The sequence below is a fragment of the Sphingomonas sp. PP-F2F-A104-K0414 genome (genome assembly GCF_004340945.1).
Taxonomy (GTDB): domain Bacteria; phylum Pseudomonadota; class Alphaproteobacteria; order Sphingomonadales; family Sphingomonadaceae; genus Sphingomonas.
Map to the genome: position 1 here is coordinate 148,749 of NZ_SLYD01000004.1, position 16,323 is coordinate 165,071.

12 protein-coding genes are annotated in these 16,323 nt (G+C 66.9%); 7 read left to right on the forward strand and 5 right to left on the reverse strand.

Annotation, left to right across the window (positions count from 1 at the left end):
• Positions 1-142: 142 nt before the first annotated feature.
• The 5 genes from C8J46_RS10655 to C8J46_RS10675 all read left to right on the forward strand — a co-directional run bounded on the left by C8J46_RS10655 (position 143) and on the right by C8J46_RS10675 (position 5,981).
• A complete protein-coding gene (locus C8J46_RS10655) occupies positions 143-655 on the forward strand; it encodes a sigma-70 family RNA polymerase sigma factor (protein WP_243643356.1) in 513 nt (170 codons plus the stop codon).
• 84 nt (positions 656-739) lie between these two features.
• Positions 740-1,720 carry a FecR domain-containing protein gene (locus C8J46_RS10660; RefSeq protein ID WP_132738656.1) on the forward strand — a complete coding sequence of 327 codons (981 nt, stop codon included), beginning with the start codon at positions 740-742 and terminating at the stop codon, positions 1,718-1,720.
• A complete protein-coding gene (locus tag C8J46_RS10665; RefSeq protein ID WP_132738660.1) occupies positions 1,617-3,968 on the forward strand; it encodes a TonB-dependent receptor in 2,352 nt (783 codons plus the stop codon). The genes C8J46_RS10660 and C8J46_RS10665 overlap by 104 nt, the downstream gene beginning before the upstream one ends.
• An 88-nt stretch (positions 3,969-4,056) precedes the next feature.
• Positions 4,057-4,884 carry a hypothetical protein gene (locus tag C8J46_RS10670; RefSeq protein ID WP_132738663.1) on the forward strand — a complete coding sequence of 276 codons (828 nt, stop codon included), beginning with the start codon at positions 4,057-4,059 and terminating at the stop codon, positions 4,882-4,884.
• The gene (locus C8J46_RS10675; RefSeq protein WP_132738666.1) at positions 4,881-5,981 is read left to right on the forward strand and encodes a glycosyltransferase; all 1,101 of its coding nucleotides are present in this window, start codon (positions 4,881-4,883) and stop codon (positions 5,979-5,981) included. Before C8J46_RS10670 ends, C8J46_RS10675 begins: the two co-directional genes overlap by 4 nt.
• 279 nt (positions 5,982-6,260) lie before the next feature.
• Here C8J46_RS10675 and C8J46_RS10680 read toward each other — a convergent pair whose 3' ends face one another.
• Positions 6,261-7,118, reverse strand: a complete 858-nt coding sequence (locus C8J46_RS10680; RefSeq protein ID WP_132738669.1) for a galactosyltransferase-related protein — start codon at positions 7,116-7,118, stop codon at positions 6,261-6,263.
• Positions 7,115-9,217, reverse strand: coding sequence for an HAD-IIB family hydrolase (locus tag C8J46_RS10685; protein ID WP_132738672.1), 2,103 nt, complete (start codon positions 9,215-9,217; stop codon positions 7,115-7,117). Before C8J46_RS10685 ends, C8J46_RS10680 begins: the two co-directional genes overlap by 4 nt.
• 141 nt (positions 9,218-9,358) lie before the next feature.
• On the opposite strand from C8J46_RS10685, the gene C8J46_RS10690 reads away from it, so the two are divergent.
• On the forward strand, positions 9,359-10,591 hold the full coding sequence (locus C8J46_RS10690) for a glycosyltransferase family 4 protein (RefSeq protein WP_132738675.1): 1,233 nt from the start codon (positions 9,359-9,361) through the stop codon (positions 10,589-10,591).
• Here C8J46_RS10690 and C8J46_RS10695 read toward each other — a convergent pair.
• Both C8J46_RS10695 and C8J46_RS10700 read right to left on the reverse strand, forming a co-directional pair.
• Positions 10,507-11,454, reverse strand: coding sequence for a hypothetical protein (locus tag C8J46_RS10695; RefSeq protein WP_132738678.1), 948 nt, complete (start codon positions 11,452-11,454; stop codon positions 10,507-10,509). The genes C8J46_RS10690 and C8J46_RS10695 overlap by 85 nt on opposite strands.
• 142 nt (positions 11,455-11,596) lie before the next feature.
• Positions 11,597-13,228 carry an inorganic phosphate transporter gene (locus C8J46_RS10700; RefSeq protein WP_132738681.1) on the reverse strand — a complete coding sequence of 544 codons (1,632 nt, stop codon included), beginning with the start codon at positions 13,226-13,228 and terminating at the stop codon, positions 11,597-11,599.
• A gap of 440 nt (positions 13,229-13,668) precedes the next feature.
• Between C8J46_RS10700 and C8J46_RS10705 the strand changes: the two genes are divergently transcribed.
• Complete coding sequence (locus tag C8J46_RS10705; protein WP_132738683.1) at positions 13,669-14,205, forward strand: superoxide dismutase family protein; 537 nt, start codon at positions 13,669-13,671, stop codon at positions 14,203-14,205.
• A 330-nt stretch (positions 14,206-14,535) separates the two neighbouring features.
• Here C8J46_RS10705 and C8J46_RS10710 read toward each other — a convergent pair whose 3' ends face one another.
• On the reverse strand, positions 14,536-16,104 hold the full coding sequence (locus tag C8J46_RS10710) for an MFS transporter (RefSeq protein ID WP_132738686.1): 1,569 nt from the start codon (positions 16,102-16,104) through the stop codon (positions 14,536-14,538).
• Positions 16,105-16,323 lie beyond the last annotated feature (219 nt).

Below are 16,323 nucleotides of genomic sequence, written 5' to 3' on the forward strand. Positions count from 1 at the left end.
GTTCGGTGCCGACCCCTGCGTCACCCACCATTTCAAACGCGACTTCCGATCCGGCAAGGCGCTAGAGAGCAACCATGTTCGAACGGGGCATGACATTCGGAGCGACGTCGTAGCCGACTCGGATCCTCTTCAGCCTGCCGGTCTGTCGGCGGTACTTGCGGCGCATCGCCCGCAGCTCGTCCGGTTCTTCACCGGGCGGACGGGTAGCATCGCCGAAGCCGAGGACGTCGTGCAGGAAATCTGGCTGCATATCGCTCAGCCAATAACGGGGCCAATCGCCAATCCGCTCGCTTATCTCCACCGGATCGGCATGAACATCGTCCTCGACCGCGTGCGGGCGAACGGTCGGCGAGCGCGGCGCGACAGTGGCTATGTGGAGTCGACAACGACGGTTACCGAGGGGCTGGTCGCAGGCGCTGAGGCGATCGACGACGCGCCCTCGGCGTTCGACGCGGTCGCCGGACGCCAGCGAATAGCGCAACTCGCCACCGCGCTCGCGGGTCCGCCCGAGGGCGCGATGCGCGTGTTTCGCCGCCACAAGATCGACGGTCTGTCGCATGCCGAAGTCGCCGCCGAATTCGGGATCAGCCGCAGCGCGGTCGAAAAGCATATCGCGGTCGCGCTCCGCCATCTCAGAAAGGCGCTAAATGATTGATTTTCGCGCCGGACTGCGGTGGCTTGCGCCTGGTGGCGTCTATGATGCGAGCGGGGGGCATCCGCTCGGAACGAGGGTGCCGTGATGGATGCAACGACCCAGGATCCGATCGACGCAGCGGCCACCTGGCACGCGCGGATCGATGCGCCCGACATGGACTGGGCGGGCTTCGGCGACTGGCTCGACGCCGATCCGTCGCACCGCGCCGCCTATGATTCGATCGCGCTGCTCGATGCCGAGATCGCCGCCGCGGCCCCCGCGATCGCCGCGTTGCTGCCGGCGAACGACGACGGCGTTTCCGATCATGCCCCGCCAGCGCGCTCGACCCGCTGGCGGTGGATGGCGACCGGTACCGGCGGCGCGCTTGCCGCAGGTCTGGCGTTGCTGCTGATCGGGCCGACGCTCAGCGGCTCCGATGCCAGCGTGCAGACCTATGCGACCGACGCCGGTAACACCCGCGCAGTCACGCTCGCCGATGGCAGCGCGATGCGGCTCGATCGTGGGTCGCGGGTGTCGGTGTCGGGGGGCACGACCCCGCTGATCGAGATCGCGGACGGCGCGGCAAGCTTTTCCGTGCGCCACGATCCATCGCGGACGTTGATCGTCCGCGCGGGCGGTTATGACATCCGCGACGTCGGCACGCGCTTTGCGGTCGTCAATGCGCAGGGACGGATCTCGGTCGCGGTCGCCGAGGGCAGCGTCAGCGTCGCGCCGCATGTCGATGATGGCAGCACGTCGACCACATTGACCGCCGGCCAGCGGCTCGACATCGATCCTGCCACCGGGATCGCCGCACGCCGGACGGTCGCACCGACGTCGGTCGCGGACTGGACCGATGGGCGGCTGGACTATGACGGCGCGCCGTTGCCGCTGGTTGTCGCCGATATATCGCGGTATGCACGGACCCCGCTGGTGGTCGATCCGTCCGCCGCCGGGCTCGTTTTTTCCGGGGTTTTGACGATTGGCGACGGCTCGCGGCTTCTCGATCAGCTTCGCGCGGTGCTGCCGCTACGCCTGCACCGCGCTGATGGTGTCGTCCATATCGAGCGCACCGGCCCACGCTGACCCCGCGCGCACGATCGTCATCCCCGCCGGATCGCTGAAGACCGCGCTCGATTCGCTCGCCCGCCAGACCGGCATCTCGATCGGCATGGCCGGCGAGCTGCCCGATGCGCCGGCCCGCAAGATCACGCGCGCCAACGACGTCGCGCAGGCGCTGAAAAGACTGCTCGCGGGAACGCGCCTGCGCGCGGTCCGCGTCGATGCCATGACGTGGCGGATCGAGCCCCTGCCTCCGCGCAAGCCCGGCGTTCGACCGGTCGCACCGCCGATCGTCGAGGGCGGCGACATCATCGTCACCGCCAGCAAGCGCGACGAACGCCTGTCCGACCTGCCCGCGTCGATCACCATCCTCGGCGGCCCCGCGCTCGACCGGCTCGCCGGCAAGCGCGGTCTGGTCGATCTGCTCGCGACCACCGATGGTGCCTTCTCGACCAATCTCGGCCCCGGCCGCGACCGCGTGTTCCTGCGCGGAGTCGCCGACAGTGCGTTCAACGGCACCAGCCAGTCGCTGGTCAGCCTGTATCTCGACGATGCGCGGATCGGCTATTCCTCGCCCGATCCCGACCTCCGGATGGTCGATATCGACCACATCGAGATTTTACGAGGACCGCAGGGCACGCTCTACGGCACCGGTGCGCTAGGCGGCGTGATCCGGATCGTCACGACCGCACCCGATCTCGACGAGGTCTCGGGCAACGTCGCGGGCGAGGCGACAGGTATCAACAATGGCGCATTCGGTGGTGCGCTCGACGCCACGCTCAACCTGCCGATCGTGACTGGGACGTTGGCGTTGCGTGCGTCGGGCTGGACCGAGACCATGCCCGGCTGGATCGACGACACCGGCCGCAACACGCGCAACGTCAACCGCACCGCGCGCAGCGGGGGCCGCGCAGCGCTGCGGTGGGCGATCGGCGATGGTTGGACTGCGACCATGAGCGGCATCGGCCAGCGGATCGATGCGCGCGACAGCCAATATGCGACCAGCGGGCTATCGCGCGCGACGGCGATCGCCGAGCCGCAGGACAATGATTTCCTGTCCGGGTCGCTCGATATCCACGGCCCGATCGGCAGCCTCGACGCGCAATCGACCACCTCGATCGTGTCGCATGAATTCGGCAGCACCTATGATGCGAGCGTCATGGCCGCTGCGCTCGGCACGACCGCACCGGTTGCCTATGTCGAGGACCGCGCGATCCGGCTGGTGACGCAGGAGGTCCGGTTGAGCGATCCGACCGCACGCCACCCATGGATCGTCGGCGCGTCGATCCTGCATGCGACCACCCGCCTGAAAGGCCGCTTCGAATCCGACGCCAACTCCGTGATCGCGCGCGACGACAAGGAGGCGGTGTTCGAAGCGGCGGTGTTCGCCGAGGGCACGCAACGTCTGTCGTCGACGCTCGACCTGAAGATCGGTCTGCGCGGCTTCGTGACGGTGAACGACATCGAACAGCAAGGTCCCGACGACCAGAGCACCACCAAGCTGGGCGTCACGCCGAGCGGCACACTCAGCTGGCACCGCGACGACGTCGGACTGATCTGGCTACGTTACGCCAGCGCGATCCGTCCCGCCGGTGTCACCCGGGCATCGATCAGCACCGAGCAACGCATCCCCGGCGATGAGTTGCAGAGCATCGAGATGGGGTGGCGCATCCACGGCCTCGACGATCGGCTCAGCCTCAGCGGCGCGATCTTCGGATCGTTCTGGGAGCATCTTCGCAGCGACGTCGTCGGATCTGACGGGTTGTTCGGCACGGTCGATGCGGGGAATGCCACAAACTACGGCGTCGAGTTCGGCGGACGGTTCGACGCACGGCCCTACACGATCGACTTCGGCACCACGATCCAGCGCGCGCGACTGACGTCACCCGCCAACGATCGCGCCTATGATCGCGCCGGGCAGGACGATCGTCGCCTGCCGGTCGTACCCGATTATTCCGCGCGGCTGGGGATCACGCGACGGTTCTCGCTGATCGGGATGCCGGCGAGCGGATATGTCACGGCGCGGTATATCGGCCAGACGCGGTTGAGCTTCGATCCCCTGCTCGATCGGCCGGCGGGCGATTATGCCACGATCGGCGCGGGCGCGACGCTCGACGACGGACCACGACACTGGTCGATCGCGATCGACAATCTCCTCGATGGACGCGGCAACAGCTTCGGGTTCGGCAATCCCTTCACGCTGGCGACGACCACGCAGACCGTTCCGATCCGACCGCGGGCGATCACGCTGAGACTCGCGATCGGGCTTTAGCCACGGCGCCCCCGCGCGATGCATTCGCGCGCGGCGACTAAACGATGTCATTGTACGTTACCCGACGCGGGGCTAGCGGCATGCTGCCATGTCGATATCGCCCCCATCGCCCGCCAAGTCCTTGAACTGGTTGCAGCCCTTGCCGGGCCTGCGAATCCTGCGGCGTGGCGACGTACCGATCACGCGCGTCCAGATCTATGGCCAGCGGTGCAGCGGGACCAACCTCGTCACGCGCGCGATCGAGGCGAACATGCCCGGCGTCGAGATCACCGAGGCGTTCGGGTTCAAGCATTGGTTCGTACCGCCGCAGACGCTGTTCGTGAAGGATACGCTGGTGCTGGTCGTGGCGCGCGATGCGTATGATTGGGCGCGCAGTCTCCACCGCCAGCCTTGGCATGCGCACCCCGAGCTGAAGGCCAAGCCCTTCGACGCGTTCATCCGCAGCGACTGGCATAGTTATTGGGACGATCATTTCGGGCATATCGAGCCCGGCCATCCGATGCATGGCGACGAGATGCTGCACGAACGCGATCCCGAGACCGGCGAACGCTTTGCCAATTGCATTGCCAAGCGGACCGCCAAGCTGCGCCATTGGTCGTCGCTGACCAACCGCGCGCACAACGTCGCGCTGCTCGGCTATGACGCGTTCGCGCGCGATCCGGCGGCATTCGTGAGCGCGTTGGCGGCGGCAGCAGGCTTGGCGCACCATCCACAGTTCGTGCCGATCACCAGCTACAAGGGACAAGGCTACGCGCCCTATGTGCCGACAGCCTATCCCGATCTCGCAGCAGCGGATGCGGCGCATATCGCCACCTGGCTCGATCCCGAGATCGAGGCGGCGTTCGGCTTGAGCGCCGACTATGCTGATCGACATCAATCGCCTTCGCGCGTGGCTCCGGTACAGCAATCGGCATGAGCCAGCCGATCACGTTCTTCATCCATCACCAGGGCCGCGGCCATGCGAACCGCGCGATGGCGATCATCCGCGAACTGCCGCCCGAGCGCGCAGTGACGATCCTGACCGCCAAGCCGTCGCTGTTCGACGGGTTCGAGCGGCCGATCGCGATCGCGGCGCTGCCCGACATGATCGGCGCGCCCGTGCCGACCCCGGGGCTGTTCGCACAGGCCACGCCCGAGGTGATGCACTGCGTCCCGCTCGGGGTGGCGAAGACGCGGGCCACGATGCGGACGATCATCGACCATCTCGACGACGTCGATCCGGCGCTGTTCGTGGTCGACGTCTCCGCAGAGATCGCGTTGCTTGCGCGGATCGCCAGCGTCCCGGCGATCAGCATCCGGATGCACGGCGACCGGCTCGATCCCGGGCATCTCGGCGCCTATCAGGCGAGTGTCGGCCTGCTCGCGCCGTTCGGCGAAGCGCTCGAGCAGGGCGACACGCCCGACTGGGTTCGCGCGAAGACGTGTTACGCGGGCGGCCTATGCACGACCGTCGATCCGGTCCCGACCAAGGCCGAAGCGCGTGCGAAACTCGGCCTTGATCCAAACCAGGAGATTATCGTCGTACTCACCGGCGGCGGCGGCGCGGGCACACCCTATGCGCCGCTGACGATGGCGGCGCGGGCGGTGCCGGATGCGCTGTGGCTGGTGCTGGGGCCGGTCCACCGCGAGGGACACGAAACCGATTTCGGCAATCTCGTCGAGCTCGGCTGGGTACCGGGCGTGACCGACCACATCGCCGCGGCGGACGTGGTGATCGCGTCGGCGGGCGACAACACGGTGCACGAGATCGCGCGCGTTGGGCGGCCTTATGTTTGCGCGCCCGAATGGCGGTATTTCGGTGAGCAGACGCGCAAGGCAGAGCGACTTGCGGAACTGGGTGCGGCGGTTGCGCTTCCGGCGTGGCCAGGCGCGCTGGCACCATGGCGCGGGATCCTCGATGCGGCCAAGGCACTCGATCCGGCGGCACTAGCCGAACTTTACGACGACGACGCGGCGAAAGTGGCGGCTGAGTATCTGGAAGGGCTGGCGGTTTCTTTGTGGGCCGCGGGGTAAGCACGTTCCAGCCCCGCCCCCGGCGGGGGAGGATCGAAAGTGAGACGCCTTCTAGCCCTCGCTCCACGCGTCATCCCAGCGAAAGCTGGGATCTCATCATGGGGCTCCCGCCGGCCGTCTCACGGGCGACTCCATCTCTCGCTGGGGTAACGAAATTGGGGACATGCCGGAAAGCGGAAGATGCGTAGCGGGAACAGGACAGGCAGAGGCAGCATAGGCTGATGTCGGCAAAGAGAGTATTCACGACCTACACGCGTAAAGTCGGGTAGGCACCCGGCCTCAGCTGAACAGCGTCTCCGGTGGCATCTTCGACGCAATCATTTCCGCCTCGGTCGGCTGGCGCAAGACCGTGATCGCATCCGCATCCCACGCGATCAGACCATTCTCCGCGAACTGCCCGAGCCAATATTGCATGCACCACCGCCCCCATGTCGCCCGAAACAACCGCGCATTGCGGATGATCGCGTCGAAATGCTGATAGGCCGGCGTGTGGACGATGTGGTGCTGATGATACGCGCGCGCGCCTCCAACCCACCACATTGCGACGCCCGCGCGCTCCAGTCGTGCGGCGAAGTCCGTCTCCTCCCCGCCATAGCCGACATAGCGTTCGTCCATCCCCCCGGCTCGCGTCCAGTCCGCGGCGGAAATCCCAAACGACAAGCCCCAGAGTTCGCCATGCGTGGGTGTCGGACGGATCTCGTCGAGAGCGATCGGCGGCTTGTCGGGGTGGCGCTTGCCGATCCGGTCAAGCGCAACGAAATCGATACTGTCCGTGATCGCGCCAGCGGGAAGATACAGAACCTCTCCCAACCGAATGCCGCCTGGCTCCGATCCCGTCTCGACATAGCGTTCGACCAAGGTCGGTGACGGCACGCAATCGACGTCGAGGAAGATAAGTTGCTTGCCTGATGCCGCCGCCGCCGCACGATTGCGCGCCGCGGCAAGCGGCATCGCGTCGCCTGATACGAACACCTCCCGGATCGGAAAGCCGGTCGAGGGTAGATCGATATGCGCCGCTGGCTGCATATAGGCGATCACCAGTTCGTCGGGCTTGCGCCGCGACGCGTTCAACCCGGCAATCAGGTTCGCCAAATGCGCGCGACGCCCGCGGACGAGCGTGAGGACGCTGACGCTCACGAGGCCTGCTTCCGTGCCGCGGTGAGCGACTCCGACTGTTCGGCCGCGGCGCGGAAATACGCCACGCCTTCGATCACCCCGCGCGCATGATGGCCGACCGCGACATAGCCATGCGCGAGGTCGGCACGCGTGCCGAGGCCATCCGAATAATTGCCGACGATGATCGCGTGGCGCGACGAGCGCAGCATCTCGATATCGTTGCCGCTGTCGCCCGCGACGATCACCTGACGCGGTTCGAGGCCGAGGCGGCGGCGGACATGCTCGACCGCCGTCCCCTTCGATGCCGCGTGCGGTAGGACGTCGAGATAGCGGCCGTGGCTCTGGATGATCGAGCAGCTATGGCCGTGTTCCGCCAGTAGCGCGCGCACGCGTTCGGCCGCCGCCACGTCGCCGTCAGCGAAATAGCTGAGCTTGAACCGGCGTTGTTCGAGCGGGCTTTGCGGAGTCAGTCCGGCGTGTTGGCCGATCAGCGCGGCAACCGCGTCGCGATCCCATCCAGCAGCGATGATCCCGTCCCATTCGGTGTCACGGTCGTATACCGCACCGCGCACCGTCCGGTAATAGATCTCCGAGCCGACCGACGTAATCAGGATCTCGGGGCGTGGCGCGTCGTGCTGGCCGAGCACCGCCATCGCGCTGTGAAAGCTGCGCCCGGTGGCGATCGCGAACGCAACTTCAGTCTGCGCCGCATGCCACGCTGCGAAATCGCCGACGCCTTGCGCGCAACCGATCAGCGTCCCGTCGATGTCCGAAACCAGCAACAACGCCGGGTCGCGCTCAGCGAGCGGAACCGCGGAGGCGCCGACGACCTCCTCGAGCAGGCCCACGTAAAGCTGTACGTGGCGGTCCCAGTCATACGCCCGGATCGCGACCGACCCCGCCGCTGAATAGCGCGACCAGAGTGCGGGATCGTCGAGGATCTTGACGATCGCATCGGTAATCGCGGTCGAGGAGCGCGGGTCGACGAGGATACCGTTGCCGCAGGTCTCGACGATGTCGTTGGGACCACCGCTATCGGTCGCAACCACCGGCAGCCCGCTGGCCGCCGCTTCGAGCAAGGTGAGCCCGAACGGTTCGTTGAGCGCCGGATTGACGAAGATGCCGCGTCGGGTACGGGCATGCGCATACACCGCAGCGATATCGTCGGGGCGGTGGTGCTTGGGATAGGCGACCTTGCCGTACAGGTCGTAGCGATCGATCAGCTGGAGCAGTTCGGCGATGTTGTCGCGGATCTCGGGCTCGAGCGTCGCGCTGTCGTCGCGCGTCCCGGCCAGGATCACGAGGTTCGCCGCAGCCTGCAACGCAGGCGACCGGCCATAAGCGTGAACGAGCGCGGCGAGGTTCTTCTTGGTGACAGGCCGCGCGATCGCGAGAATAACCGGCTTGGAAGGGTCGTCGAGGAACCGGTCGATCAACGCGTCGACGCGTGCGTCGGTGCGGCAGTTGGCAAACTGTTTCAGGTCGCTGCCGGGCGCGAATACGCGAATCCGACCGGGATCATAGGCAGCATAATCGGCGTACTGGACCTCGGCCTCGTCGCGCGAGGAGGCAATGATCGCGGCGGCGCCGGCGATCGTCTCTTCCTCGATCGCGATACGGCGATCGAGCCCTGCAGTCTCCGCACAGTCGCGATCGAACGCGGCCAGCTTTACCCGACCCAGCGAGTGCGCGGTGAACACGTACGGAATGCCGGTCCGCGCCGAGACACGCGCCGCGACCAACCCTGCATCGGCGTAGTGCGCGTGCATGACGTCGGGTGTGCGGTCGAGCGTGGCGATATGCGCGACCAGGGCCTCGACCAGGCTGTCATGCTCGGTCCACAGGTCTTCCTTGACCAGATACGCATCCGATGCGGTCGGCAGGCGGACGATCCGCGTGGTGCCGTCGATCGTCTCGATCGGTTCGGCATAGCATTCGGCATAGGCGATATGGTGGAAGGCGCGGGTCACGATTTCCATGCGGTCGATCACCGGATTGCGACCGCTGGCGGAGACCAGATCGAGCAAATAGCGGATATGCCCCCCGGTATCCGCGGTGAGTCCGTATTCGACGTCGGTTGCGCGTAAACACCCCTGTAACGCGATATGTAGTACGAACACCCTTCCCCCGTTCATCTGGAATTCACACAAGGAACCCCCCGCGGGGTTGCCGAGTTCCGGGCAGATGAAACGCGAAACCCTTGAATTGACGCAGATTAATACATTCTGTTTGGTACGCCGGTCGCCGTGCGACAACGCATCGTGAGGATTGCTCTACTTACCTGGGCGTATCCCCCTGAAAAGAGCGGACTTACGCGCGCCGCGCGGGAGATTGCGCAGTCGCTCGCAGAAGCGGGTCATGACGTCACAGTATTTGCGATGGATAGGCGCGAAGACAGCCGCGACGGCCGGGTTTCGGTGTTCGGCTGCGGTTTGCGCGAAGGGTCCCTGCCCGCGCGCCTGCGCAAGATCGCCGGGATCGGGCATCTCGTGGCGCCTTTCATATTCCGCCGGGCGGTTGCGCGCGAGCACCGCCGCGCACCGTTCGACATCGTCGAGGCGACCAACTGGTACGCGCCCGGTCTGGCGATCGCGCTTACCGGCCCCGCACCTCTGGTGACGCGCAACTCCACCCCGGCGGCAACTTCGGCGGAAACCGTCACGAGCCTGCGCGACCGGTTCGATCGGCGCGCGGCGATGCTGGCGGAACGCATCGCCGCGCGCTTCAGCAAGGCGCTGATCTCGAACACGCAGCTTCACGGCGACAAGATCGCGGCTCTGTACGGCGTCGCGGCCCCCGGCGAAGGCGCGCGGCACGCGGTGATCGGCCTCAGCCTGCCGCCCGAGATCGTCGCGCGCGGCTCTGCGGCGACCTACCCGCTCGGCGAACCGATCGACCTGCTGTTCGTCGGCCGCGACGAGCACCGCAAGGGGTTCGACGCGCTGATCATGGCGTTGCGTATCCTGTCGCGCCGCGCGGATGCCGGGATGGGCGACTTCCGGCTGACGATCGTCGGCGTACGCGCGGAGGACGTCGGTGCGATCCCGGCGTCGGCGCGTGCGCGGTTGACCTGCCACCACCGCGTTGACGAGGCCATGTTGCACGACCTGATGGAGGCGGCGCACGTGATCGTCGCGCCGTCGCGGTACGAGAGTTTCGGGCTGGTCTATCAGGAGGCGATGATGTTCGGGCGCCCGGTCGTCGCCTGTGCGGAGGATCCTAGCGCGCGGCTGTTCATTGGCAAGAGCGGTGCCGGATTGCTCGCGAAGACCTGCACCGGGGACGATCTCGCGACGCAGATCCAGCGGCTGGTCGAAGACCCGGTGTTGCGCGCGCATTATGCCTCTGCGAGCCGCAGGGCCGCAGGGATGTTTACGCGCGACACGCTCGCCGCGCAGACGATCGCGGTCTACCGCACCGCTACGGGATCGAAGGGGGCGAGCAGCAACGCCTCGTCCTCGGGCCTGCCCGCGCCGGTCGACATCGCTTCGTAGATCCGCGTCCGCTCGCGCACCCGCTCGCCGTCGAGCCGGTGGTCGAGCGCGCCGGCCAACGCCAGCGAACTCTCGACGAACGGTACGACCGGGCGTTCGTGGACCCGGCCGGCAAAACGGATGTCGCTGCGATTGAGGCGGTACTGGATGTCCGGATAGGATGCAGACTGCACACCGTCGACGAGGTTGCGGCGTGGTAGTCCCAGCGAACGCAGCCCATCGCGATCCGCCGCCGCGACCAGCCAGCCGAGCGCATCGAGCAAGGCGGCGTCGGGGCGTTCGTCGGTGTCGATCTGCAATACCCAGCAGGTCTGCATCATGTCCTGGAGCCGATTGCGCTGGGCAGCAAAATCGCCGTCGAGTGGGCGGTGGGCGACCTCGATCCACGGAAGCCGTGCAGCAAGTTCGCGCGCAGCGTCTGCCGTAGCGTCGAGGAGGACGACGATCCGGGCAAACGCGCTGCGATAGTATGTTGCGATGTCGACGAGATCGGCGGTGTCGGCGGCACGCGCAATGATGCCGAGGCCAACGGCGTGCGGCACGGTCTGCGCGGGGACCGCCTCCGCCTGGGCAGGCCGGTAGTCGTGCGGGAAGCGGATCGCGTTTGGCGCGTCGGCGGTCGGTTCGACCTCGAACCCGAACCGCCAGGCCGCGTTGCGCAATCCTGCCGGGTCGAGCGTCCAACGCTCGGCAGGCTCGCGCTCCAGATCGACGACACCGCTTTCGAGCCTGGCGACGATGTCGCGGGCCACTTCGCCGACCTCACTCACGTCGCGCACCATCAGGCGGCAGTGGCTACATTCGGACCAGTCCTCACGCGGGAGCCAGTCCCAGTTGCCGCAGATCGAGCATCGTAATCGCATGGTCCCGGCAACCCGTAGGGCGGGCTGGGGGTTCCCGTCCCAACTTACCGCCGTCATCCTGACGAAAATCAGGATCCAGGGTAACGGGCGCTGCCTTGCTTGGCTCTGGATCCTGACTTTCGTCAGGATGACGGGAGTAGTTTCAATACCCCAGCGTATGCGCCAGCATCAACAGCAACCAGTACAGCCCGCCCGACAACAGCATTGCCACCGGCAGCGTCATTACCCACGCCAGCGCCATGTTCATCACCGTGCGCCGCTGCAGCCCGGCGCCATTGGCAACGCTCGCACCCGCAACGCCCGACGACAGGATGTGCGTGGTCGACACCGGCATCCCGAAGTTCACCGCCAGCAGGATGGTCGACGCCGCGACCAGCTCGGCCGATGCGCCCATGCCATAGGTCAGATGCGTCTTGCCGATCCGCTCGCCCACCGTGACGACGATCCGCTTCCACCCGACCATCGTGCCCAGGCCCAGCGCCAGCGCGACGGTGACTTTCACCCAGGTCGGGATATAGCGCGTGCCCTGCTCGAGCCCGCTATCATAGCTCTTGAGCGTGGTGATCTCCTGCGCGGTAAACCGACCCTGCGCGGCCTTGTCGGCGGCGATCAGCTTGGTCGTGTCGAGCACCAGATACATGTCGTTGCGCAGGTTCGGCGTCGCCGCGGCGGGCACCTTGCCGAGCGAGCCATAGCCCGCGATCCGGCTCGACACGTCGTCCGACAACGTCGCCAGCGCGCCATAAACGACCGGGTCCGCGACATGCTTGCTCTTCAGCGCCTGCGTGACCTGCGCGCGCGCCGCGCCGACGTCGGTCGGTGCGCCATCGGCATGCGCGCGGTACGCCGCCGACGCAGCCTGCGCGGTCTGGACGAACGCCGGAGTCGCGCTCTCGGGCATCGTCCGGTTGAGCGCATAGGCGGTCGGCGCGCAGCCGATCAGGATGAGCATGATCAGCCCCATCCCCTTCTGCCCGTCGTTGCTGCCATGCGCGAAACTGACCGCGGTGCACGTGCCGATCAGCAGCGCGCGGATGCCGCGCGGCGGCGGCGTCTGGCCCTCGGGGGCCTCGTACAGCGCCTTGTCGCGGAGGAAGCGCTTCATCACGAGCAGCAGCAACAGCGCGCCGACGAACCCGACGATCGGGCTGAACGCGAGCGCGGAAAGAACCTTCCAGACCTGTGCCATATCGACGCCGGATGTGCCGTCCGCGCCGCCGTTCATGAGCTGGTTGGCGAGACCGACACCGAGGATCGAGCCGATCAGCGCATGGCTCGACGAATTGGGCAGCCCGACAGCCCAGGTCGCGAGGTTCCACACGATCGCCGCGAGCAGCAACGCGAAGATCATTGCGAACCCGCCGACGCTGCCGACGTTGAGAATGAGGTCGACCGGCAACAATGTGACGATCGAATACGCCACCGCGCCCGACGACAGCATCACGCCGAGGAAGTTGAAGAACCCCGACCACACGACCGCAAGCGGCGCAGGCATCGAATGCGTGTAGATGACGGTGGCGACCGCGTTCGCGGTATCGTGGAAGCCGTTCACGAACTCGAACCCGAGCGCGATCAGCAGCGCGAGCGCGAGGAACGCGAACGCCCCGCCCGCCAGGCTCTCGCCGACCTGGGCTGTATCGAACGCGATGCTGAACCCGGCATAGGCAAGCCCGCCGATCAAGACGGCCAGAAAGATCCACCGCCCCGCCGGGTGCAGCGAATGATCAAGCTTGGGACCAGTGCGCGGCGCCGATGGAGCGCTCGAATCAGCCATCAGCGTGTCGGGTGCGAATGTGGAGGTAGCCATGGGGGTGCAGTCGGCCCTTACGATGACAATCTTATGACAGATGTAGATCAAGCGACGGCGGGGCCTGATTTGGGACGGATCGGCGCGGGTATATCCCGCAGGGGAGGTCGCTGCATTCGCCTGGCGGAGTAAGAGGTTAGCGACGTTCAGCTACGGGCCATTCCGCCCGAACCGCGCGGCTGCCTGCTACACATCCCAATCGGCCGGGGTCGGCTTTGCGATGGTGCTGCCCGTGCCGCACTCTCGAGCGCGCCCTTCCCGTCATGCGTTCTCATGCTGTACGAAGACCATCCCGGTCACGCCGGCGCGACGTACCAACCCGTCGCGCGCGCGCGGCGCTCGATACCCGGGGGTGGAACCTGAGCGACAGCGAAGGGTTCGCCAAGAGATCAACAGGGAGAGACAACATGCGGACTGCGACACTGGCACTGCTCGGCGCGGCGACGATGGGCCTGAGCGCCTGCGATAAGAGCGGCATGGACACCGGCACGCCGGTTGCGGGCGGCCAGCGCGCCACCGCCATGCTCCAGACCGCGACCGGCACCGACGTCGGCCGCGCCACCGCCACCGAAGTCGCGGGTGGCCTCCGCTTCACGCTCGACGCCAAGGCGATGCCCCCCGGCACGCACGGCGCGCACATCCACATGGTCGGCCGCTGCGACGCCCCCGACTTCACGACCGCGGGCGGCCACTGGAACCCGACCGGCATGAAGCACGGCAGCATGAACCCACAGGGGCCTCACGAAGGTGATTTGCCCAATTTGATCATCGGCACCGACGGTCGCGGCACGATCGGGATCACGATCCCGGGCGCGACGATGGCGGGCTTGATGGACACGGACGGCTCAGCGTTCGTGGTCCATGCGGGGCCGGACGATCTGATGACCGATCCGGCCGGCAACAGCGGCGGGCGGATCGCCTGCGGGGTGCTCCAGGCGGGGTAACACCCTTCCCGTTCTTGCCGAGTAGCGACCGAGTAGCTTCGCAGAAGCGTATCGAGGGCGCGTATCGAAGCACAGGTCCCGCGCACCAACCTGTCCCCTCCCCGTTCGCCCTGAGCGAAGTCGAAGGGCCAGCCCCGCGCGCAGGTGCTGCGACTTCGCTCAGCACGAACGGAAAGCCACGGACCACCAAACCGCTCGATCCTCCCCCGCCAGGGGGAGGTGGCGCCGCAGGTGACGGAGGGGGAGGACACGCAACAGAGGTTTCTCTTTCCTCCCCCTCCGTCTGGCAAGGGCCAGCCACCTCCCCCTGGCGGGGGAGGATCGCAAAGCTCAGACCACCTCCCCAGCCGCCCTCGCGCGATCCTCCCGTGTAGCCTCCGCCCGAGGCGCCAACCGGTACGCCGCAACCGCACACGCCAACGTCACCGGCGTCACCAGCAGCAACGACAGCATCCCGATCGACAGGCTCCCGGTTAGCGTCGACACCCGCCCCGCCATATACGGCCCGAGCGCCAGCCCGATCAGCGTCGTCCCGATGAAGAACGTCGCCGTCGCCGTCCCTCGCATACGCGGCAACACCATATCCTGCGTCGTCGCCGCCGCCGCCCCCAGCGCGCACGACGCGGTCAACTGCGCCAGGAAGATCCCGGTATAGAACGCGGTCGGCGACGACGCGGTGAAGGCGAGCACCAGGAACGGCACCGGCACTACCGCGCCGAAGATCACCACCCAAAGCCGCCCCGCCGGATTGCCCCGCCGCAACCGATCCGACACCACCCCACCGATCGTCAGCCCGAGAAACCCCGCAGTCGCGCCGAGGCTGCCGATCATGAACCCCGCCGACGACGGCGTCGCGCCAAGCTCACGCAACGCATAGGGCGCCGCCCAGAAACTCGCCGCATAACTCAGGAACGCGTTCAGCCCATACGCGACCACCGTGCACAGGAATGCCGGCGTCCCGACGATCAGCGCGAAGGTCGGCGGATCGCGGCGCTTTAATGCCGACGCCCACGAGAACACCGCATACACGCCGATCCCGATCGCCACCCATTGCGGCCACGGCTCGCCCGCCGCGACCAGCCCCGACACCGCCGCGACCACCACGGCGAGCGCCAGCAGATTATAGCCAAGCGCCTTCGCCCCGCCCATCGCCGCACCGATCAGCGTTAGCGGCGGCACGATCGTCACCAGCTCCGCCCCGAACGCCCGGAACGGCGCGGGATGCTTCTCAGGCTCGGGCAGCCCCTCGACGAGCCCCCGGATCGGCTCCTTCAAGGTCGCGATCCAGACCGCGAGCAACAGCCCCGGCACGCCGACCGCCATGAACGCCGCCTGCCAGCCGACCAGGCCGAGCGGTCCGCCACCGGGATAGGCCTTGTTCCAGCCCTGCACGATCAGCCCGCCGATGAACAACGAACAGCCGCCGCCGACATAAAGCCCCGCCGAATAGATCGACAACGCGGTCGCGCGCAGCCGCTTCGGGAAATAGTCGGAGATGATCGAATAGGCGGACGGGCTGGCGGTCGCCTCGCCGATCCCGACCCCGATCCGCGCCGCCGCGAGGTGCCCGCCGGTCTTCGAAAAACCCGACAGCGCGGTCATCACCGACCACAGCGACAACCCGATCGTCATCAATCGCACGCGGTGCCAATTGTCGGCGAGCCGCCCGAGCGGGATGCCGAACAGCGAATAGAACACGCCGAACGCAGTGCCGTACAGGAAGCCGAGGTCCTGGTCCTTCAGTCCCAGATCGCGCTTGATGTCCTCCGCCAGGATCGAGATGATCTGCCGGTCGACGAAGTTCAGCACATAGACGAGAAACAGGATCGACAGCACGTACCAGGCGTAGCGCGACGCGCCTTTTTCCGGCTCATCCACGATGGTTTGCGCACCCGCCATGATCCCTCCTCGATGTTTTTCGAGCTATGGGTATCAGAGGGATTGAGAGAGAAACAGCGGTTTCGATTGGGTCGGGTACGGCAGCGCCCCAACAATCCTCCCCCGCCAGGGGGAGGTGGCTGGCTCCTGCCAGACGGAGGGGGAGGCAAGCGAAACATCTGCTCCGTACCCTCCCCCTCCGTCACCTTCGGCGACACCTCCCCCTGGCGGGGGAGGATT